Annotated in this window: 24 protein-coding genes and 1 tRNA gene; 19 read left to right on the top strand and 6 right to left on the bottom strand. The window is 72.0% G+C overall.

Translation table 11 applies throughout. The features are described 5' to 3' along the window. Positions 1–124 precede the first annotated feature (124 nt). The 5 genes from mscL to ACIRPU_RS38270 all read left to right on the top strand — a co-directional run bounded on the left by mscL (position 125) and on the right by ACIRPU_RS38270 (position 3,060). Positions 125–574 carry a large conductance mechanosensitive channel protein MscL gene (gene mscL / locus ACIRPU_RS38250; protein WP_355706491.1) on the top strand — a complete coding sequence of 150 codons (450 nt, stop codon included), beginning with the start codon at positions 125–127 and terminating at the stop codon, positions 572–574. Between the two features lie 82 nt (positions 575–656). Then, a complete protein-coding gene (locus ACIRPU_RS38255; protein ID WP_384119205.1) occupies positions 657–1,097 on the top strand; it encodes a phage holin family protein in 441 nt (146 codons plus the stop codon). Further along, on the top strand, positions 1,094–1,522 hold the full coding sequence (locus ACIRPU_RS38260) for a DUF3618 domain-containing protein (RefSeq protein ID WP_403875913.1): 429 nt from the start codon (positions 1,094–1,096) through the stop codon (positions 1,520–1,522). The genes ACIRPU_RS38255 and ACIRPU_RS38260 overlap by 4 nt, the downstream gene beginning before the upstream one ends. An 86-nt stretch (positions 1,523–1,608) precedes the next feature. Then, entirely contained in the window at positions 1,609–2,466 is an 858-nt protein-coding gene (locus ACIRPU_RS38265) for a DMT family transporter (protein ID WP_403875916.1), read from the top strand. A gap of 120 nt (positions 2,467–2,586) precedes the next feature. Next, a complete protein-coding gene (locus ACIRPU_RS38270; protein WP_403875919.1) occupies positions 2,587–3,060 on the top strand; it encodes a hypothetical protein in 474 nt (157 codons plus the stop codon). Between the two features lie 56 nt (positions 3,061–3,116). Here ACIRPU_RS38270 and ACIRPU_RS38275 read toward each other — a convergent pair whose 3' ends face one another. Together ACIRPU_RS38275 and ACIRPU_RS38280 are read right to left on the bottom strand one after the other, a co-directional pair. After that, positions 3,117–4,346: a PP2C family protein-serine/threonine phosphatase gene (locus ACIRPU_RS38275; protein WP_403875922.1), complete on the bottom strand. Its 1,230-nt coding sequence runs from the start codon at positions 4,344–4,346 to the stop codon at positions 3,117–3,119. Between the two features lie 328 nt (positions 4,347–4,674). Next, positions 4,675–5,874 carry a PucR family transcriptional regulator gene (locus ACIRPU_RS38280; protein WP_384119198.1) on the bottom strand — a complete coding sequence of 400 codons (1,200 nt, stop codon included), beginning with the start codon at positions 5,872–5,874 and terminating at the stop codon, positions 4,675–4,677. Between the two features lie 150 nt (positions 5,875–6,024). On the opposite strand from ACIRPU_RS38280, the gene ACIRPU_RS38285 reads away from it, so the two are divergent. From ACIRPU_RS38285 to ACIRPU_RS38305, 5 genes are all read left to right on the top strand, one after another. Further along, on the top strand, positions 6,025–7,524 hold the full coding sequence (locus ACIRPU_RS38285; RefSeq protein WP_403875925.1) for a long-chain fatty acid--CoA ligase: 1,500 nt from the start codon (positions 6,025–6,027) through the stop codon (positions 7,522–7,524). Positions 7,525–7,792: 268 nt separating this feature from the next. Continuing rightward, positions 7,793–8,086, top strand: coding sequence for a hypothetical protein (locus ACIRPU_RS38290; protein ID WP_403875928.1), 294 nt, complete (start codon positions 7,793–7,795; stop codon positions 8,084–8,086). A 52-nt stretch (positions 8,087–8,138) separates the two neighbouring features. Next, a tRNA-Met gene (locus ACIRPU_RS38295) sits at positions 8,139–8,212 on the top strand. A gap of 258 nt (positions 8,213–8,470) precedes the next feature. Further along, a complete protein-coding gene (locus ACIRPU_RS38300; RefSeq protein ID WP_403875931.1) occupies positions 8,471–9,607 on the top strand; it encodes a lactonase family protein in 1,137 nt (378 codons plus the stop codon). A gap of 239 nt (positions 9,608–9,846) precedes the next feature. Further along, entirely contained in the window at positions 9,847–10,305 is a 459-nt protein-coding gene (locus ACIRPU_RS38305; RefSeq protein ID WP_403875934.1) for an SRPBCC family protein, read from the top strand. A gap of 62 nt (positions 10,306–10,367) precedes the next feature. Here the strand turns inward: ACIRPU_RS38305 and ACIRPU_RS38310 are convergent, their stop codons facing one another. Together ACIRPU_RS38310 and ACIRPU_RS38315 are read right to left on the bottom strand one after the other, a co-directional pair. Then, positions 10,368–10,541 carry a hypothetical protein gene (locus ACIRPU_RS38310; protein ID WP_355706427.1) on the bottom strand — a complete coding sequence of 58 codons (174 nt, stop codon included), beginning with the start codon at positions 10,539–10,541 and terminating at the stop codon, positions 10,368–10,370. 25 nt (positions 10,542–10,566) lie between these two features. Continuing rightward, complete coding sequence (locus ACIRPU_RS38315) at positions 10,567–10,923, bottom strand: PRC-barrel domain-containing protein (RefSeq protein WP_384120278.1); 357 nt, start codon at positions 10,921–10,923, stop codon at positions 10,567–10,569. Between the two features lie 276 nt (positions 10,924–11,199). Between ACIRPU_RS38315 and ACIRPU_RS38320 the strand changes: the two genes are divergently transcribed. Together ACIRPU_RS38320 and ACIRPU_RS38325 are read left to right on the top strand one after the other, a co-directional pair. Then, complete coding sequence (locus ACIRPU_RS38320) at positions 11,200–12,465, top strand: PP2C family protein-serine/threonine phosphatase (protein ID WP_403876098.1); 1,266 nt, start codon at positions 11,200–11,202, stop codon at positions 12,463–12,465. Further along, positions 12,462–12,833 (top strand): STAS domain-containing protein, encoded by a 372-nt coding sequence (locus ACIRPU_RS38325; RefSeq protein WP_403875939.1) that lies wholly within the window; start codon positions 12,462–12,464, stop codon positions 12,831–12,833. Before ACIRPU_RS38320 ends, ACIRPU_RS38325 begins: the two co-directional genes overlap by 4 nt. An 89-nt stretch (positions 12,834–12,922) precedes the next feature. Here ACIRPU_RS38325 and ACIRPU_RS38330 read toward each other — a convergent pair whose 3' ends face one another. Further along, on the bottom strand, positions 12,923–13,153 hold the full coding sequence (locus ACIRPU_RS38330) for a hypothetical protein (protein ID WP_403875942.1): 231 nt from the start codon (positions 13,151–13,153) through the stop codon (positions 12,923–12,925). 216 nt (positions 13,154–13,369) lie between these two features. Between ACIRPU_RS38330 and ACIRPU_RS38335 the strand changes: the two genes are divergently transcribed. From ACIRPU_RS38335 to ACIRPU_RS38365, 7 genes are all read left to right on the top strand, one after another. After that, a complete protein-coding gene (locus ACIRPU_RS38335; protein ID WP_403875945.1) occupies positions 13,370–14,041 on the top strand; it encodes a beta-glucanase in 672 nt (223 codons plus the stop codon). A 143-nt stretch (positions 14,042–14,184) separates the two neighbouring features. Then, entirely contained in the window at positions 14,185–14,631 is a 447-nt protein-coding gene (locus ACIRPU_RS38340) for a DUF6003 family protein (RefSeq protein WP_403875948.1), read from the top strand. A 110-nt stretch (positions 14,632–14,741) separates the two neighbouring features. Continuing rightward, complete coding sequence (locus ACIRPU_RS38345; protein ID WP_403875951.1) at positions 14,742–15,386, top strand: TetR/AcrR family transcriptional regulator; 645 nt, start codon at positions 14,742–14,744, stop codon at positions 15,384–15,386. Beyond that, complete coding sequence (locus ACIRPU_RS38350) at positions 15,383–16,465, top strand: DMT family transporter (protein ID WP_403875954.1); 1,083 nt, start codon at positions 15,383–15,385, stop codon at positions 16,463–16,465. The genes ACIRPU_RS38345 and ACIRPU_RS38350 overlap by 4 nt, the downstream gene beginning before the upstream one ends. A gap of 120 nt (positions 16,466–16,585) precedes the next feature. Next, entirely contained in the window at positions 16,586–16,948 is a 363-nt protein-coding gene (locus tag ACIRPU_RS38355; RefSeq protein WP_403876101.1) for a MarR family winged helix-turn-helix transcriptional regulator, read from the top strand. Beyond that, a complete protein-coding gene (locus tag ACIRPU_RS38360) occupies positions 16,945–18,378 on the top strand; it encodes an MFS transporter (RefSeq protein ID WP_403875957.1) in 1,434 nt (477 codons plus the stop codon). Before ACIRPU_RS38355 ends, ACIRPU_RS38360 begins: the two co-directional genes overlap by 4 nt. A 33-nt stretch (positions 18,379–18,411) precedes the next feature. Further along, positions 18,412–18,705: a DUF1330 domain-containing protein gene (locus ACIRPU_RS38365; RefSeq protein WP_403875960.1), complete on the top strand. Its 294-nt coding sequence runs from the start codon at positions 18,412–18,414 to the stop codon at positions 18,703–18,705. A gap of 163 nt (positions 18,706–18,868) precedes the next feature. On the opposite strand, the gene ACIRPU_RS38370 is transcribed toward ACIRPU_RS38365, so the two are convergent. After that, positions 18,869–20,206, bottom strand: coding sequence for an L-fuconate dehydratase (locus ACIRPU_RS38370; protein WP_403875963.1), 1,338 nt, complete (start codon positions 20,204–20,206; stop codon positions 18,869–18,871).

The following is a 20,206-nucleotide window of genomic DNA, read 5'->3' on the forward strand; positions in this document are numbered from 1 at the left end:
CGCCGGGCCGCCGACGGTGGTGTGAGCGGCGGCGGCGCGGCAAGACGACCACAGACCGCCGCGGCCGGGCGACCTCGCGAGCGGCCGGGCGAAGCCGAGAGGAACGGAGTGGACCGTGAGGGATCTGCTGGGGGGTTTCCGCAGTTTCATTCTGCGCGGGAACGTGGTCGACCTGGCCGTGGGCATCGTGATCGGCGCGGCGTTCACCGCACTCGTGAACGGCTTCGTGAAGGCGTTCCTGACCCCGGTCGTGGGCTTCACCACCGGTGCGACGGGCGACTACAGCCGCAGGACCTTCGTCGTCGGCGGGACGGTCTTCCCCTACGGAAGCTTCGTGAACGCCGTCATCAGCTTTCTGCTGATCGCCTGCGTCCTGTACTTCCTCGTCGTCCTGCCGATCAACAAGCTGCACGAACGCTTCGCCCCGCACCAGGACGTCCAGGCGGACAAGCGGGACTGCCCCGAGTGCCTGAACCCGGTGCCCGCCCAGGCGCGCCGCTGCGGGTTCTGCACGAGTGACCTCGTGCCCCTTCCCGACACAGTCGGCGCGGGGGAGACGCGGGCGCAGGCCTGACGCGTCCCCGTTCGCAGCGGGGATGTCTTTCCCGCCGGTCACCGGGTACCCGGTGCGGCACCAAGAGGAAGGGGTGAAGGCGATGGCTGAAGCAGGACGGTACGGCACGGACGGCGAGCGCGGCGCGCGGACCGCCGACGGCGGTGACTCGGTCGGCGACCTGGTGCAACGCGCTTCGCAGCAGCTGACCGAACTGGTGCGCGGCGAAATGCAGCTCGCGCGGGCGGAGATGGTCGAGAAGGGCAAGCGTTACGGCAAGGGCGGTGGACTGTTCGGCGGAGCCGGACTCTTCGGTTTCCTCACCCTTCAGGCGCTGGTCGCCACCGCGATCGCCGCGATCGCGGTGCCGCTCCCGGTATGGGCCGCGGCCCTGATCGTCACCGCCGTACTGGCGGTGATCACCGCCGTGCTGGCCCTGACCGGCAAGAAGCAGGTCGGCGCGGCCGCCCCACCGGTGCCCGAGCGGACCGTCGACAGCGTGAAAGCCGATGTGTCGGAGATCAAGGAGAGTGCACGACGATGACCCAGCCACCCCACGACGAGCCCACCGCGGCCGACCCCGAAGAACTGCGCCGACAGGTCGAGCAGACCCGCCACGAACTCGGCGAGACGGTCGAGGCCCTCGCCGCGAAGACGGACGTCAAGGCCCGCGCGCAGGAGAAGGCGACCGCGTTGAAGGAACAGGCCGGCACCACGGCGGCGCATCTGTCCGAGCAGGCCAGGACGAAGGCGACCGAGGCGGCCCATCTGCTGGAGGAGAAGGTGCCCGCCCCGGTCAAGGACACGGCCGCCGCGGCCGCCGTCCAGGTCAGGGCCAGGGCCGGGCAGGCCGAGCAGCTGTGGCAGGACAAGGCGCCCCGACAGGTGCGCGACCACCGTGGCGCCCTCATCGGCGCCGCCGCGGCGGTGGCCCTCGCCTACCTGCTGCTGCGCCGCGGCAAGAAGTAGCAGACGGCGGGACGGGCGCCGTCGGCCCCACCGGGCGGCGGCGCCCTTCGCCGAACTAGGGCAGGCGAGTCGGGCGAGGTGGAGTCATGATGGTGCTCGCCGTGGTCTTCGCCGTCCTCGGCGCCGTCAGCAACGCGGTGGGCACGGCGTTCCAGCGCAAGGCCGCCGCCACGGTGGAACAGGGCGGCGGAGTACGGCTGCTGCGCGCCCTCGTGCGGCGGCCCGCCTGGTCGATCGGCATCGCGGGCGTGATCGGCGCCGCGGTGTTCCAGGCCCTGGCCCTCGTCAACGGTCCCATGGCGCTGGTCCAGCCCCTGTTCATCCTCGAGCTGCCCTTCGCGCTGCTGTTGGCGGTGCCCCTCATGCACCGCCGGCTGTCGTCGGAAGGCTGGTGGGCGGTCGGGGCAGTGGTGGCCGGACTGGCCGTGCTCCTGGCGGCGGCAGCCCCCTCCGGCAGCCGGGAGCAGGCCTCCATGGCGCGCTGGATCCCGGTCCTGGCGCTCACCCTGGGAGCGATGACCGTGGCGTTCCTCCTCGCGCGCTCCGCCTCCTCCCCGTTGTTCCGAGCCGCCGCGCTGGCCTCGGCCGCGGCGGTCGGCAACGCCCTGACCGCCGCCCTGCTGAAGTCGGCCACGGGACGCCTCGCCGACGACGGCCTGCCCGCGTTCCTCACCGCCTGGCAGACCTACGGATTCGCGCTCACCGGGGTCCTGGCCCTCCTGCTGCTGGAGAACGCCCTGCAAGCCGGCCCCCTGGTCGCGTCTCAGCCCGCGCTGACCATCGGTGACGCGGCCGTGAGCCTCCTGCTGGGCGTGGCGCTCTTCGACGAGAGCATCCGTACGGGCTGGTGGCTGCTGCCCGAGGCGATCGGCGCAATCCTCATCCTCTGGGCCGTGGTGCGCCTCACCCGGGTGGTGCCCCACCTCGTCGACGTCGTGCGCTGAGCCCGGCTCGAACGGGTGCGACGATCGGGCATCCGGACGGCACGGACGGTGCCGCCGCCCGTGCCGTGCTGTGCTGGTCCGGACAGGTCGGCAGTCCCGGGCGCGAAGGAAGTGGCGAAGATGGGTGACCTCCACGGGCCGGACCATGAGCACCGGCGTCCCCCGGGCGTCGGCGACGAGACGGTGGAAGCGCTCGGCTCACTGTCCAAAGCGCTGGAGACGGTCGAGCGGGCCCGTGGGCACCTCTACTCGTTCCACCAGCTCACCGGCACCGCGGACCTGGAACTGGACCGTGCGATCGCCCTGCTGCGCAGCGCGGGCCACGAGACCTGGGCCGATCGCGTCGAGACGGAGATCCTGGGGCGCAACGTCATCCCCGGACACTGGACGTTCCAAATCGTCGAAGCCTACGACGGGACGTACTACCGCGTGTTCCGGCAGCTGGAACGCGAGGCGGTGCGACAGCTCGCCCAAGGGCGCGACCACCTCTACGAGGCGGAGCTGAAGGAAGCCCGCCGCACCCGCGACCACCCCGATCACACAGCCACCCCCGACGCCCCCGGCACCCGCGACGCGTCCGGCCCTTTCGCCTGACGGCAACGGAGGGAGACCCTCGACGTCCCGCGGCAGAGCCTGGTCGGGAGGGCCGGTCACAGGCGTAGGACGATCAGGGCCGTGTCGTCGGTGGTGCCGGTGGTGGGGAGGAGGTCGGCGAGGAGGGCGTCGGCCAGGGGTTCGGGGGTCAAGTGTCTGTGGTGGGTGAGGGAAGCGGCGAGCCGGGCCAGTCCCGCGTCGATGTCCTCGTCGCGCCGCTCGATCAGGCCGTCGGTGTACAGCACGAGGGTGGCGCCCTCGGCGAAGCCGGTGCGGGCCTGCGGGCGGGGGAGGTGCTCCGGGCGGGCGGCCAGCGGGGGATCGGTGGCCTGGTCGAGGAAGGTGACGGTCCCGTCGTGGTGCACGAGGGCGGGCGGTGGATGGCCGGCGCAGCTGTAGGTGATGGTGTGGCTGTCCCAGTCGATGAAGGTCGTCACGACGCTGGTCGCCTCGGCGCCCTCGACGAAGCGGGCGTACAGGCCGAGGGCCTCCACGGCCTGGGCCGGGCCGTCGGCCACGCGGCAGGCGGCGCTCAGGGCGCTGCGCAGCTGTCCCATCGTGCAGGCCGCCGCGAGGCCGTGCCCGACGACGTCGCCGACGGCGACCGCGAGATTGTCGCCGGGCAGGTCGACCAGGTCGTACCAGTCGCCGCACACGTTCAGCGCGCCGACCGCGGGCCGGTAGCGCACGGCAGCGGCGTGCGGCCCGGTCGGGCCGGGCGCGGGCAGCATCGCCGCCTGGAGGGCCAGCGCGACCTCCCGCTCATGGGCGTGGGCCCGGCGGAGCCGTTCGTTGACCTCTTGCAGCTCGCGGGCCCGGGTGTACAGATCGGCCTCCAGCACCCGGGCCCGCGCCCCGCCGTTCGGGCCGCCGCGGGCGTGGATGAGCTCGGTGACCTCCTCGACCCGGTGCACGACCAGCGCCACGTGCCCGTCGGGGCCGTGGACGGGCGCGTTCACCGGGCTCCAGTAGTGCTCGCGCCACACGCCGGGCCGGTCGGAGTCCTCGATGTCGTAGCGCAGCAGCGCCATCGTGTCGCGCTCGCCGGTGGCGACCACCCGCAGCATCGACTCCCGGGTCTCCCGCATGCCGGCCGCGGCCGGGTCGTTCGGGTTCTCCGGGAAGACGTCGAAGATGTACCGGCCGACGAGCTGCTCGCGGGTGCGTCCGGCCAGCCGCAGGAAGTCGTCGTTGGCGTCCGCGTAGATCAGGTCGGGGGTGAGGAGGGCCACCATGCCGGGAAGGGCTCGGAAGACCGCCACATAGTCGATCAGGGGTTTCCGCATGTCCTGCCGCCTGTCTCGGTGCCGAGCCGCACTGTGCCGTTCCACGATAGAAGGGAGATCGCGGCGGGGCCTGGAAACCGCGTCTCTCGAGACCGACGCGTTCCCCGATCGCGGACGGCGCAATCGGCCGTGGCCGAAGGCTGGAGGCGTCCTCCTCACCTGCGGCGGAAGCCGCCCGAAAGGGTGGTCGGCCCGGGGCCTCATCTCCCTCCGCGAGGTTCTCCCGCCGCGCGGGCGGGCCCGACGGCCGGGGTCGCGGACGCCGCTCCGATCGTCGGCGGTGGGCCGGCACCGGGCGGAGCGGGGAGCTGACCGGAGTGAGCCGGGGTCAGTCCGGTGCGGGCGGCGGCTGTTCGCCCGGTCCGACGCCGGCATTACGGACGGCCAGGAGCGCCGCGCCGATGTCGGCCACCGCACGCGGGTCGGAGAGGGAACGGCCCGTCAACTCCTCGATACGGCGCAGCCGGTAGCGGACCGTGTTGGGGTGGACGAAGAGGCCCCGGGCCGCGCCCGTGGCCGAGCCGGCGGCGCCGAACCAGTGTTCCAGGGTGTCCAACAGACGAGCTCGCTCCGCGACCGGGAGATCGACCAGGGGTTGCAGGACCACTCCCACGAGGTGCGCCGCCTCCGCCGGAGCGGCGGCCACCACCATGGCCAGCGGATTGTCGTCGAACCTCGCGACACCGGGACCGGTGCCCCGCAGCCCGGCCACGGCCAGGCGAGCGAAGCGCAGCGCCTGTGGAGTGTCCCGCAGGGAGTGGAAGCACGGACTGACGCCCACGCGGGCCTGGGCCTGCCGCAGGACACGCAGACAGGCGCTCTCCGCCGCCGGCGTGGGCAGGGCGATCACACCGATCTGATGGTCGGGCAACAGCCGCCACGCCGAAGCCAGTTGGGCCTGACGCAACACGGCTTCGATGCCCGCCATCGGCTCCTCGCCGGGAGCGCCGGCCGCCGCCGCGGCCACCGCGTAGGGGCCGTGCTCGGGCAGGCCCAGCTCGCGGGCGGCCTCCCACAGTGTGGTCCGGTCGGCGATGACGCCGGTGAACAGCGCCTCCACCAGTGCCGAGCGCCGGGCGTGGCCCTGCGAGGTCAACTCGGCGGAGGTCTCCCGGTAGGCCGCCGCCACCGCCTCCGCGTACACGCCGAACAACGCCCAGATCTCCGCGGACTGGGACACCAACTGGTCGTCGGAGACCTCGGGATGCGTACGTGACTCCAGCAGGATCTCCGTCCACAGCAGTTCGAAGCCGACCCGGTACGCGTGCAGGGTGTCCGCCAGCGGCACGCCCTGCTCGGCGCGCACCCGGCCGGTCTCGCGGGCCGGGCTCGGATCCGGGGCGTCCGCGTGACCGAGGTGGCTCAGCACGAGGTCCGCGTTGGCGGTGCACGAGCGGCGCAGCGAGTCGAAGGGGATCAGCGACTCCTCGTCGTAGGCGTCGACGTCCGAGCGGATACGCTGCGCGATCCGCTCACCCAGTTCCGGAAGTCTGGAATGAAGCGCCGCGGCCACGCCCGAGATCTCCATTCCCGCAGCTTAACGCCATCGTTTTGTTCCCCGGGACAATCCGGGAGGGGTGGCGCTGTCCTGCCGCCCATGGCCCGTCGCCGTGTGTGGCAGCACGATGTCGCGGAGGTGAACGACGGATTTCAACGATGACGTTCGTGGAGGCGGCTCATGGCCAATCTGGCGCAGTTCCTGGTGGAGACGGCACAGCGGCAGCCGGGACGACCCGCGCTGCGCCTGGGCGAGCAGGTCACCACTTACGCGGAGCTGGACGAGCGCAGCGCCCGCGCCGCCGCGCTGCTCCGGGCCGAGGGCGTGCGGCCGGGGGACCGCGTCGCCCTGATGCTGCCCAACGTTCCCGAGTTCGTCGTCCTGTACTACGGCGTGCTCCGCGCCGGGGGGATCGTCGTACCGATGAACCCGCTGCTGAAGACGCGGGAGGCCGAGTACCACCTCGACGACTCCGGGGCGGTGCTGCTGTTCGAATGGCACCAGGCGCCGGGAGAAGGCGCCCAAGGCGCTGCCGCCGCCGGTGTACGGCACCTGGCCGTCGAGCCCGCGGCCTTCGCCGCACTGCTGGCCGGGCACGAGCCGCTGCCCGAGACGGCCGAGACGGGCGTCGACGACGTGGCCGTGCTCCTGTACACCTCCGGCACCACCGGCCGCCCCAAGGGGGCCACGCTCACCCATGGCGGGCTGCGGCACAACACCGAGGTCAACACGGTCCACGTCCAGCGCATGACACCGGAGGACGTGGTGGTGGGCTGTCTGCCGCTGTTCCACATCTTCGGCCAGATCTGCACGATGAGCGTGGCCGTCCGCGCCGGCGCCTCCCTGACCCTGATCCCCCGCTTCGCACCGCAGACCGTGCTGGACGCCATCGCCCGCGACCGGGCCACGGTCTTCGAGGGCGTGCCCACGATGTACGCGGCGCTGCTCCAGCACCCGTCGGAGGTGGACGTGTCCACGCTGCGGATGTGCATATCCGGCGGGGCCTCGTTGCCGGTGGAGGTCCTGCACGGCTTCGAGCGGCGCTTCGGCTGTGCGGTGCTGGAGGGCTTCGGCATGTCCGAGACCAGCCCGGTCGTCACCTTCAACCACCCCGACCGGCCGCGCAAGCCCGGCTCCATCGGCACCCCGATCCGGGACGTGCGGGTGCGGCTCCTCGACGACAAGGGCCAGGACGTCGCCCCGGGTGAGGTGGGGGAACTGGTCGTGCGGGGCCCGAACGTGATGAAGGGCTACTGGAACCGCCCCGAGGAGACGGCGACGGCCATCCCGGACGGCTGGCTGCGCTCCGGCGACCTCGCGCGCCAGGACGAGGACGGCTACCTGTACATCGTCGACCGCAAGAAGGACATGATCATCCGCGGCGGCTACAACGTGTACCCGCGCGAGATGGAGGAGGTCCTGCACGAGCACCCGGCCGTCGCCCTGGCCGCCGTGGTGGGCGTGCCGCACAGCCATCTGGGCGAGGAGATCGCGGCCGCCGTCGTCCTGCGCCCGGGCGCCCATGCCACGCCGGAGGAGCTGAGGGAGTTCGTCAAGAGCCGGGTGGCGGCGTACAAGTACCCGCGTGAGGTCTGGCTCGTGGACAGCCTGCCGACCGGCCCCAGCGGCAAGATCCTCAAGCGGGAGATCACCGCGCCCGTCGGGCCGGGCCGGGGCTGAGACCGAGGCCGCGGAGGAGTCGGCGCGGGAGGTGACTACGCTGCCCCCACGCCCCCGCGGGCGATCGGCCACGTCGCCGGCTCCTGGCAGCTGCCGGACGGCACTCGGACGCGGGGACTTTCCGTCGTCCTGCACAGCGGCTCCCGTGCCCAGGACCGGACGGCCGACGTCGACATCCCAGCGTGATCCGGCGCCACGACCGACCAGTCCGTGCCGCGTCCCCGTCCGAGTGCTGATGAAGAGCGCGGATCGGGGTACCTGGGCCCACATGGCACAGAAAACTGATCACGTCGAATCCGTGCGTGCCGTGCGGCAGCTGCGGCGCGTCCGCCCTGTCTACGCGGGCGGTGCGGCCTTGTGGGCCGCATCGGCCGTGTGGACGGGATGGGAGGACCCCGGGAGCCGGCAGATGTGGGTGTCGGTGCTCTTCCTGGTGGTCTTCGCCGGTCTGCTGTCGGTGACTTCGCTGTGGCTGTGGCGTCAACAGACGGCCGGCGAGGGCCGGTCCGTGCACCACGCCGCCCCACGTCGGACGGCCGCGCGCCGCCACGCCAACGCCTGAGGGCCCGTCACATCCTCGGCCCGCCACGTCCCCGGCGTCCTGCAGTGAAGGTCGCCGGGTGGAGCAGGTAGGCAGCTCGCTGGGCTCATGACCCAGAGGTCGCGGGTTCACATCCCGCCTCGGCCACGAAGACCGGGCCCGTCGCACACGCGGCGGGCCCGCGTCGTGCTCCGGGGCGTGTCGTCGACGGGCCTCGGCGGCCCGAACCGTCCCGGCGCGGTTCTTACGGGACTCTGACGTGAACCTCGGACACCTTCACCACTGCTGTCACTTCGGCAACTCTGGTCACGCAAGCCCCCCGGAGTCGAGGAGCCGCACGTGAGCAGGCACAACAAACGCAGGTCGAAGCTTCAGAAGAGGATGACGGTTCTCGGAGGTGGCACGGTGGCTGTCGCTGCCGTGGTGGCAACGGTCAACGTCGCCTCCGCGGGCCAGGTCTCACCGACCGTCACCGTTTCGAAGGCCGACCACGCCGTCTTCGTCCAGGGCAACGAGCTCGCGGGCAACACCATCCATGTCTTCCGCCGGGGCGACGACGGCAAGCTGACCGCCGCGGGGGAGTACGCGACCGGAGGCAGGGGCGGGGACCAGGTCGACGCGCCCACCGACTCCCTCGCCTCGCAGGGGAGTCTCGTCTACGACGGGCGTTCCGGCCGGCTGCTGGCGGTCAACGCGGGCAGCGGCACGCTGACATCCTTCGCGGTGCACGGCCAGCAGCTGACGGATCGACAGACCGTGTCGACGCGAGGAGAGTTCCCCGCGGGCATCGCGGTCTCGGGCAACCTGGCGTACGTGCTGAACGCGGGCGGCGCCGGCAGCGTCCAGGGATACAGGATCACCGCGAAGGGGCTGAAGCCACTGAGCGGATCGAAGCGCGGCCTGGGCCTCGAGAACGGGCGCGTGCCGTTGTTCAGCAGCTCGCCGGGCCAGGTCGCGTTCACGCCGGACGGCCGGAACCTGGTGGTCACGACCAAGTCGGCGAACACCATAGAGGTCTTCCCGGTGGGCCGCGACGGTCGCCCGGCGGCGAAACCCGTGGTGACGAAATCCGCGGGCATGGTTCCGTTCGCCGTCGCCTTCGACGGAGCGGGCCGCATGCTGGTCGCCGAGGCCGGCGAGTCGACCGTCAGCACCTACCGGGTGCGGCACAGCGGTGCGTTGGAGCTCGTGCAGAAGCCACTGCCCAATGGTCAGGACACGTTGTGCTGGCTGGAGCGGGCGGGCGACTTCTTCTACGGCGGCAACACCGGCAACTCGACGGTCACCGGCTACCGGATGGACCGGCACGGCCGGCTCGCCCTGACCGACGAGGCCGGCATCGCCACCGCTCCGTCGGCGAAGTCCCAGGGGGTCATCGACATCGCCGTGGCCGAGGACCGGTTCGTCTACGTCCAGAACGCCACCTCCGGCACGGTCGACGGCTTCCGCGTCGGCCGCGACGGCGCCCTCACCAAGGTCACGACGGTCACAGGTCTGCCCGCCTTCGCCGAATCCGGCATGGAGGGCATCGCCGCGGTGTAACGAAGCTGCCTCCGCGGCAGATCGCCCCGGGCCCGCTCACCGCGTGCCCGGGGCGTTTCTCCGAACCCGCGCCCGGCTCGCACAGGTGTCCGTGCTCCTTGCCGCACCCGCCCCGCGGAGCATTGCCGATTGCCGCGCGGGGTGTTCGGTGGTCCCATGGGGTCGCGGCGCCGCCACGACATGACGGGCGGTACGGCGTGGCCTTCGCGCGCGTGCGACTCGACGGATGGAGAGTGCTCATGTCAGGACAGTTCGAAGCGACGGTGGAGGTCGATCGGGCTGTCGAGGAGGTGTTCGCCTACCTCGCCGACGGGCGCAACGATCCGCAGTTCAGTCCCCGGGTGCTCAAGATCGAGCGGATTCCCGACGCCCCGACCACGGTGGGCACCGTCTTCCGGAGCACGGTCAAGGACGCCGGGATGAAGACCGCCAGGGAGTTCCGCATCACCGCACTCGAAGCCCCGGCGAAGATCCGCTGGGCCGAGGCGTCGAAGAACAGCGTGACGGTACGCGAAGGCGGCTACGACCTGGAGCCGCTGCCCGGCGGCGGAACCCGGGTCCGTATCTTCAACGTCCTCGAAGGCCACGGGCTGGGCAAGGTCCTCGTCGGCCTGGCGCTCACCGCCGCCCGCAAGGACGCTCCCGGCTTCGGAGCCCGCATCAAGGCGGCGGCCGAGGCGGCGATCGCGCCGCGCTGACGGCGAACTGAACGCGTCGCGGGCGCCCGGCCTGCCGCGCCGAACGACGGCGGTGCGGCAGGTCAGCGGGCGATACGGTGCTTCCGTCCGCCACGGCGGAAGCGGACCGCGGCATAGCAGAGATCGGCGAGGAGCACGATCGCGCCGATGATCAGCAGGTAGAACAGCCCGTGGGCCGCGAATCCGATGATGCCCAGGACGAGGGCGACGAGGATCAGAAACAGAAACAGGCTCATTGGCTCTCCCGGCGGCCTCGGTGTGTCAGCGGCGGGCGAGGCGTCGTTCGCCGCCGACGCCCGGCGCGTAGTCCAGTTCGTAGTGCGCGAAGACCTTCGGTTCCTCCGGGGCGTGCAGTTCGCCGTCGAGGTCGATCGACGGGGCCTTCTTCACCGCGTTCTTGTCGTGGGCGACCTTCAGATAGCCCGGACCGACCGTCGCCCCGAGGAGCGGCACGAACACCAGGCGGCGACGGGTGGGAAGACCGACCGTCACCGTGGCGAAGCACGGCATGTCGGTCCCGGTGTCCACGTAGACCGACTCCAGGACGCCGATCTTGTGCCCCTGCGGGTCCACCACGTCATGGCCGCGCCATTCACGGATATCGCTTGCCTCGAACATGAGCTACCTCCGCAGCTGCGGGTACCCGCGTTCGCGTCTCCGATGTCATGCGCACACGCCACCGCCGTACCTGAGGGAGCTCTACGGGGCGCGCCACGGAACGCTACGGCGGGGGAGCGCCGGGGACCGCGCGAGCCCGCGTCGCCGTGGGCGTAGCCGGCGCCCGCGTCCCTGGGCCGCGAAGGGGTACCCGGAGCCGCAGGAGGATTCCGCAGCCGCTTCCGTCGGAAGGGGAGGAGGGCCGTGGACGTGGACCGCGAGGCGGGTGGGCGGGCGATGCTCGCCGGTCTGCTGGACGCCGGCCATCTGATGCCTCTCGACGAGTTGCCGACGAAGGCCGGCGAATGCGCCCTGGCCGCGGGCTTCACCGCTGTGTGGATCTACGTGGCCGATCTCCCACGGCATGCGCTGCACCTGCTCATCGGACCGGACGGGGCCCCGCCGGACACCGGAGAACACATCCGGATCGAGGGCACCGCTCCCGGGCGCGCCTACCAGTACGGCCGGCTCATGTCCGCCGCACCGCAGGAGACGGGAGGAGCCGACTGGTGGGTGCCGCTGGTGGACGGCACCGAGCGGCTGGGGCTGCTGCGGGTGCGGTCCGTCGTCGACGACGCGCGCGCCCGTGAGGACGCGGACCGCCTCGCCGCCCTCGTGGCGCTCCTGATCACCGCCAAACGGACCTCCAGCGACACCCTGGCCCGGCTGGTGCGGACCGAGCCGCTGAACATCGCGGCCGAGATGGCGTGGAACCTGATGCCGCCCAGCACGTACGCCGACGGGCGGGTCGTGATCTCCGCGTCGATGGAACCCGCCCACCGGATCAGCGGCGACGTGTACGAGTACGCCCTTGACGGTCCCCTCGTGCATCTGACGCTCTTCGACGCGATGGGGCATGACACCGCGGCCGGGCTGTGCGGGGCCCTGGCACTGGGAGCCTGCCGCAACTCCCGCCGACAGGGCGCGGGCCTCGTCGCCAAGGGCGAAGCCGTGGAAGCCGCCCTGATCGACCAGTACGGGCAGCGCCGCTATGTCACCGGCATCCTCGCCACGCTCGACACCCGCACAGGCGTGCTGAGCTGGGTCAACCGCGGCCACCAGCCGCCGATCATCATCCGCGGCAATCGCTGGAGCAGCCACCTGCACTGCCCTCCGGCCCATCCCATGGGCACCGGCCTGGGGCTGGCCAGCACCGTCTGCCGCGAACAACTGCAGCCCGGAGACCGCGTCGTGTTCTGCACCGACGGCATCACCGAGGCCCGCAGCCCCGGCGGAAGCGAGTTCGGCCTCGAGCGTTTCACCGACTTCCTCATCCGCCGGCAGGCCGACGGCCTGCCCGTCCCCGAGACCCTGCGCCGTCTCATCCAGGCCGTCCTCGACTATCACGACGGAGAACTCCAGGACGACGCCACCGTCCTGATGTGCGAATGGCTCGGCCCCGCCGTGGACGACACCGCGTCCGCGGCGACCCTGACGGGACTGTCGGCCGCCGCCGATCCGTCCACCGCGCACAGCACCCACGACGGGAGCAGCCAGTCATGAACTCCGGCCTGCGCGTCGAGGTCGCCGACATCCGGGAGCGGACGACCGCCCTCACCGTGGCCGGTGACCTGGATCTGAACACCGCCGACGTCCTGCACCGCACCGTGGAGGGCGTCCTCCGCGACCACCGCACCGCGATCCTCGACCTGACCGGCGTCACGTTCTGCGACTCCTCCGGCCTCAACGCCCTGCTACGCCTTCGTCGCCACACCCAGGAGACCGGCAGTCGGCTCGTCCTCGCCGCACCGCCCGCGCAGATGCTGCGCCTGCTGACCATCACCGGCGCCGGCGCCATCTTCACCGTCTACGGCAGTCTCGCCGAGGCCTGGGAGCCGCATCCCCCGGCCGCCACCCCGCCCACGACGTGACCGGACCCGCTCGCCGGGGCCGCCCGACCCGCGCGGGGCGAAACACACGACCTCGCCGTCCGGCATCCCGAGGGCACCCGGCGACGTGCTCACCCGTGGTCCGGGTCGTGCTGCCAGGTTTTCGGGCCGCCGCCTCGCCACTCGATGAGGGCGGACGACTCGACGTAGGCCTCGTCGGCGTCGTCCAATCCGGTTTCCCGGAGGAACTCGGCGATGTCCAGCAGGCCGTACGCCATGCCCAGGAAGTGGTCACCGGCGCGCACCCGTCGCCCGCCGTCCTCGGCGGGCGGATAGATCACGACGGGGTGCGCAAGGCCCATGCCAACAGCGTGCGCCCTTCGTCGAACGAGCGCATGCGGGCCTACGGCGGAGCGGCGAAGGCCGGTACGGATGCCGTCCGGTTCCGCGCGCCGCGCGTGCCTTACGCCGAACGGGTGAATCGCGCGTCGCGCGAATCCGGGCGCCGCATGGCCGAGGTGTCTCTGGGGAGAAATCCGACATGTGATGCCGTACCCGGCGACAGAGGGAGCCCGCGGGTGAGCGCAGTCGTCTTCACAGCTGATTTCTCCTCTGACCGTCAGTGGGTGGCGGGCCGTTCGTGGGCCTATCCCGACGGCGGTCCCACCAACCCCGGCGACAACAAACTGGACCACCTCACCGCCGACCCCTCGCACTCCCGCACCGGTACGTTCCGCGCCACGCGCAGAGCCGACGGGCTGTGGGACGCGGGCCTGTTGACCACCGAGGAGAGCGCCGAGGGCTTCATGGTCCGCACCGGGGACCGGCTCGACGCCCGGGTGCGCCTGCCCACCGGGCTGGGCGCCTGGCCGGCGATCTGGACCTGGCGGGACGGCGGCAACGAGGTGGACGTGTTCGAGTACCACCCGGACAACGCCGACCTCCTGGAGTTGAGCAACCACGTACGCGAGGGCCACAGTTACGTGCGCGACACAGCCGTCCGCCCCGGTGGCGTCATCGATATGAGCGTGACGTTCGGTAGGCGCAGCGTGGTCTGGTCGCTGAACGGGGAGCGGGTCTTCGCCGACGGACGGGGTGTCGGGTCCTCGTGGCACGCCTACCTCATCGTCAACCTCTCGGTGTGCGCGGGCCGTTACCACCCGCCTCCCGACGACGTCACCACCGAGCTGTCGTACGGGGTGGAGAGCCTGGTGGTGCACCGTGCGGTGGACCGGGGCTCCGGCCCCTGACGGCTGGGAGCGACGGGTCGGTGAGGCGGCTGGGCGGGCCGACGGCAATGGGCCGACGGTAATCCGGGTGTGGTGGGGTAGAGGGACGTCGATCGGCCCCCGACCTGGGTGGCCGGATGTCTCCCGTCGACAAGGAGCCGAGCATGACCGACGAGGCCTACCTGTTTCTGCTGGACGACGCCGCCGTGGCGCTCGGCGTGGCACCGTCCGCCGTCGGTGACCTCGCCTGCATGGACACCACGGCGGTACGCGCGTGGCTGGACGCTCAGGGAACCACGGCGGCTTCCCCCCGTCTGCGACTCGTGCCGCCGGAGGAGCGGGAAGCCGTTCCCGAGGGAGCGGAACGGCTGCCGGTCCCGCTGAACGAGGAGGAACTGAACCGTGTGCGCCATCACCTGGCGCCGGCCGCGCACGCCCGGGTCGAGGAGGAACTGCTCGCCTACCGCGACTGCGCCGGCGGCAGGGACGATCTGATCGGGCGGGCACTGGCCGTCGGCGTGCCGCCGCACCGCATCGTGGAACTGACCGGCGTCGATCCCGCGACCGTGACCGGCGCCGCCGCCGCGGCAGGTGACCGGCGGCCGGCCTGAGCGAGGGTGTGAAGCGGCTCCGTCTCCGGAGGGTTCCTCCCCTGGGCGCGGCACACCCGCTGGCCCATTTCTAGGTAGACTGACCTACCTAGAAGTGGGAGGAATCCAGAATGAGTGACACCCCCGCCGCTGCGCCGCGACCGGGCAAGGCGTCCGGGACGGCGTCCGGCAAGGGGCCCGCGAAGGCGCCCGGTAAGGCGCGCACGCGGTTGCTCGCCGCCGCCGCGCGCCGCTTCTACGCGGACGGCGTGACGGCGACGGGGATCGACACGATCACCGCCGAGGCGGGCGTGGCGAAGATGAGCCTCTACAACAACTTCTCGTCCAAGGCCGACCTGGTGATGGCCTACCTCGATGCGCGGCACGAGGAGTGGCTGGGCATGTACCGGCACCGGCTCGAGGAGGCCCGGGACGGTCGCGGCGGGGTACTGGCCGTCTTCGACGCGTACGCCGATCACGCCGCCTTCGCCTACGAGCACGGCTTCCGGGGGTGCGGCCTGCTGAACGCGGCTGCCGAACTGCCCGCCGGGCACGACGGGCGGGACGTGGTGCGCCGGCACAAGGAGGAGGTCGAGTCCCTGCTCCGCGGGCATCTCGGGGAACTGCTGCCCGGCCGGCCCGAGGAGGCCGGCGCGATGGCGGAGCAGCTGTCGTTCCTGCTGGAGGGCGCGATGGCACGCGCCGGCCTGGAGGGCGCGGGTACCCGACTGGAGCATGCGCGGACCATGGCGGCGAACCTGCTGGACCGGCTGTGACGCGGTCCGGCGGACCTGCGGTCGGCTCGGTGCGCGCGGGCTCGCTGTGCGTGCTCGTGGCATCGGTGCTGTGGGGCACCACGGGCACCGCCGCGACCTTCGCCCCAGCCGTGGGTCCCCTCGCGATCGGTGCCGCCGCCATGGGCCTGGGCGGACTCCTCCAAGCCCTCGTCGCCGCCCCGCGTATCGCACGGGAGATGTCCGAGCTGCGCGCGCAGCGCGGGGTGGTCGTGCTCGGCGCGCTGGCGGTGGCGGCCTACCCGCTGGCGTTCTACACCTCCATGCGGATGGCAGGTGTGGCCGCCGGCACGGTGGTGTCGATCGGCTCCGCGCCTCTCGCGTCGGCCGTGATCGAACGACTGGTGGACGGACGCCGCCTCACGCGCCGTTGGACGACCGGCGCGGCCATGGGCCTGTCGGGAACCGTTCTGCTGTGCGTGGCCGAAGCGGCCCAGGCACATTCCGGCGCCGGGGCCCGGTCGGTGCGCTCGACCGTGCTCGGCGTGGGACTGGGACTGGCGGCGGGTTTCACGTACGCCCTGTACTCCTGGGTGGCCCACCGTCTGATCAGCCGCGGGGTCACCTCCGGCGCGGCCATGGGCGCCGTCTTCGGGCTGGGCGGCCTGCTGCTCGTCCCCGTGCTGCTGTCCACCGGCGCCCCTCTGGTCGGTTCCTGGTCCCACGCGGCCGTCGGCACCTACATGGCCCTGGTCCCCATGTTCATCGGCTACGTCCTGTTCGGCTGGGGCCTCGCACATGTACCGGCGAGCACCGCGACCACGCTCTCGCTGCTGGAACCCGCCGTCGCGGCCGTGCTCGCCGTCCTGGTCGTCGGCGAACGCCTGCCCTTGCTCGGCTGGACCGGCATCGCCCTGGTCGTCGGCTGTCTCGCCGTCCTCACCACGCCGACCCGGGCGACCGCGCTGCCGCGCAGTGCCGCGCCGGCCGTCGCTCGGACTGCCCGAGACGGTCTCCAGGCCGAGGGTGTACTTGAAGTCGATGCGGCAGCGCACCGCGACGTCACCGGCTCCCAGCGGTCGAGGCCGTCCGAGGCAGTCCACCATTTCCATAAACTATGAATATAAAAGCGTTATGCTTCGAGCATGAGTCGTCAAGACACCGCTCCTGGCGCGTCCGCCGCCATCGGGGCAGCCCTCTACGGCCTGGCCACCAGGGCCGCGAGACGCCTGCCCCGGGACATGAGCCTGACGTCCGCCGCCACCCTGGCCACCCTGGACCGGACCGGCCCGCAGCGCATCACCGATCTTGCCGCGGTCGAGGGCGTCACCCAGCCCGCGATGACCGCCCTGGTACGGGTGATGGAGGAGTCCGGCCTCGTCGAGCGGCGGGGCGACGCGTCCGACAAGCGGGTCACGCTGGTGTGCCTGACCGAGGCCGGCGCCTCCTATGTCCGGACGCGGCGCCAGGCGGGCGTCCACGCGTTCGAGCGGTTGATCGGCGAGCTCACCGGCGACGAGGTCGAGGCGCTGGTGGCGGCCCTTCCGGCGCTGAAGCATCTGGCAGAGCTCGAAAGCCAGGACCGCGAAAGGCCGAAGCAGTGACCGGGCAGCCGGTCGGCGGGGTCCCGGTGAAGGCGTTCCCGGCGGCGCGTTCCGAGGCACGGCTGCTGGTCCCCGCCCTGATGTTCATCGCCCTGGTCGTGGCGGCGGTCGCCAGTCTCGGGACGCCGCTCATCACCAGCGTGGCCACCTCGTTCCACGTCTCGCTCGGCAGCGCGCAGTGGACGCTGACCGTCGCGCTGCTCAGCGGCGCCGTCGCCACGCCGGTCCTGGGCCGACTCGGAGCGGGCCCGCACCGGCGGGCCACGATCCTCGCCACGCTGGCGGTCGTCGTCGCCGGCAGCGCGCTCACCGTGCTGCCGCTGCCGTTCGCGTGGCTGCTGGCCGGCCGGGCGGCCCAGGGCGTCGGGCTCGGGCTGACGGCACTGATGATGGGCGTGGCCCGGGACCACCTCCCCGAGGAGCGCAGCGCGGCCGTGATCGCCCTGATCTCGGTGGTCTCGATCATCGGGGCCGGCGTCGGCTACCCGCTGGCCGCACTGCTCGCCGAACTCGGCGGGGTACGGGCCGCCTACGGCCTCGGCCTGGTCGTCACCGCCGCCGCCCTCCTGACCGCGTGGCGCTCCATGCCCGAGGCTCCCGAAGGCCGCTCCGCCCACGTGGACGTGGCAGGCGCGGTCGTCCTGGCCGCCGCGCTGCTGCTGGTGCTGTTCCTCGCCGGCGAACGGAATCTGTGGAGCCGGCACCTCGCCGTGGCGGCGGGCCTCGCCGTCGTCGCGGCGGTGCTGCTCTGCGTCTGGGCCGTCATCGAGCTGCGCAGCACGACGCCCCTGGTCGATGTGCGGGCGGTGCGGCACCCGGCGGTCGCCGGGGCGAACCTCGCCATGTTCGTCGGCGGGATCGGCATGTACCTCCTGCTCACGCTCATCACCCGGTACGCGCAGACGCCGCACGGGGCCGGCTACGGCTTCGGGCTGACGACCTTCGTCGCCGGGCTGGTCCTCATCCCGTTCTCGGTGCTGGGGTTCGTCGCCGGCAAGCTCACGCCGCGAGTCCGGACGCGGATCGCCGATCCCCTGCTCCTGGCCGGCAGCGCCGTCGTGGTCGGCGGCGGGTTCGCCCTGTTCGCGGCGGCCCGGTCGGACCTGGCCGAACTGTTCGCGGCGATGGGCGTGCTCGGCTTCGGCGTCGGCGGGTTCTCGGCCGCGATGCCCGGCGTCATCCTGGCCGTCACCCCCAGGAGCGAGACGTCGAGCGCCATGAGCTTCAACTACGTCGTCCGCAGCGTCGGGTACTCCCTGGGCAGCGCCATCGGCGGCCTGATCCTCGCCGCGGGCACCGGCCCCGGCCACCTCTTCCCCGACGACAGCGCCTACACCACCGCGGCGCTGGTCGGCATCGGCGCCATGGCGATCACGACGCTGGCGAGCCTCGCTCCCGCCCGCCGACGCTCGTCCGAGACCAACCCGTAAGTCAGATGCACTCATCCCACCACTGGAGGTTCCATGCCCAAGGGCTACTGGGTCAGCGTCTACCGCACCATTTCAGACCCCGAGAAGCTGGCTGCTTACAACAAGCTGGCCCCTTCGGCCGTCAAGGCCGGGGGCGGTCGGGTCCTCTCCCGCGGTAGTCGGGTCGTGGCGTATGAGGCCGGAATCGCCGAGCGCACCGTCCTGATCGAGTTCGACAGCTTCGAGCAGGCCGTCGCGGCGCGCGAGAGTGCGGCCTACCAGGAAGCGCTGGTCGCCCTCGCCGACGGCGTCGAGCGCGACTTCCGCATCGTCGAAGGCATCGACTGACCGATGCCCGGTGGGCCAGGATCGAGCCTCTGCGGAACTGGGCGCTCGACGGCACCTGGGAGCGCCGGGTGGCGGCCGGGCGGGAGCCGGAGTCCCTGTATACCGCCGTCCATGGCGATGAGGGCGGTGTCGGTCACGACAGCCGTCAGGCCCCAGACGCCGGTCATGAGGGCTGGTCCCCTGCGGCGAGGTCGGCGGCCCAGAAGGTGCCGTCTGGGTAGCGGTACTCGGCGAGGGAGCCGGGGTGCATCGCGGCGGAGAAGCCGGGGGACAGCGGCGCGGTGTAGTGGCCGTCGCGGATCACCACCGGTGCGACGAAGTGTTCGTGGAGGTGGTCGACGTACTCGATGACCCGGTTCTCGGTGGTGCCGGACAGGGCCACGTAGTCGAACATCGACAGGTGCTGCACCAGCTCGCACAGCCCCACACCGCCGGCGTGCGGGCACACCGGCACCTCGAACTTCGCGGCCAGCAGCAGGATCGCCAGGTTCTCGTTGACGCCGCCGACGCGGGCGGCGTCGATCTGGAGGACGTCGAGGGCGCCGGCCTGGAGCATCTGCTTGAAGACGATGCGGTTCTGGACGTGTTCGCCGGTGGCGACCTTCACGGGCGCGACGCCCTCGCGGACCGCGGCGTGGCCGAGGATGTCGTCCGGACTGGTGGGCTCCTCGATCCAGTACGGGTCGAACTCCCCGAGGGCCCGGACCCACTCGATCCCCTCGCCGACGTTCCAGCGCTGGTTGGCGTCGATGGCGATACGGATGCCGTCACCGACGGCGGCGCGGGCGGTGCGCAGCCGCCGGATGTCGTCCGCCAGGTCGGCGCCGACCTTGAGCTTGATCTGGGTGAAGCCGTCCGCGACCGCTTCCTTGGCGAGCCGGGTCAGCTTCTCGTCGGAGTAGCCGAGCCAGCCCGGCGAGGTGGTGTACCCGGGGTAGCCGAGCTCCAGCAGGGCCGCCTCGCGCTCGGCGAGCCCGGCGCGCCCGTCCCGCAGCAGGGTCAGGGCGTCCTCGGGGGCGAGGGCGTCGGCGATGTAGCGGAAGTCGACCTGGGAGACCAGCCACTCGGGATCGGCGTGCGCGAGCAGACGCCACAGCGGCTGCCCGGCCCGCTTGGCGGTCAGGTCCCACACCGCGTTCACCACCGCCCCGATAGCCATATGCATGACGCCCTTCTCGGGGCCGAGCCAGCGCAGTTGGCTGTCGCCGATCAGATCGCGGTTGAGCGATCCCGGATCGGCGCACAGGTCCTCGACGGAGCGGCCCAGCAGGTGAGGGCGCAGGGCGCCGATCGCCGCGACCTGGACGTCGTTGCCGCGCCCGATCGTGAAGGTGAAGCCGTGGCCTTCGAGCCCGTCGTCGGCGTCGGTGCGCAGCACCACATAGGCGGCGGAGTAGTCGGGGTCCGGGTTCATCGCGTCGGAGCCGTCCAGTTCCCGGGAGGTCGGGAAGCGGATGTCGTAGGTGTCGACCGAGATGATCCGGGCGGGGGTTGCAGACAA

Origin of the sequence: Streptomyces sp. NPDC102259, assembly GCF_044766465.1 — a bacterium.
Lineage (GTDB): Bacteria > Actinomycetota > Actinomycetes > Streptomycetales > Streptomycetaceae > Streptomyces.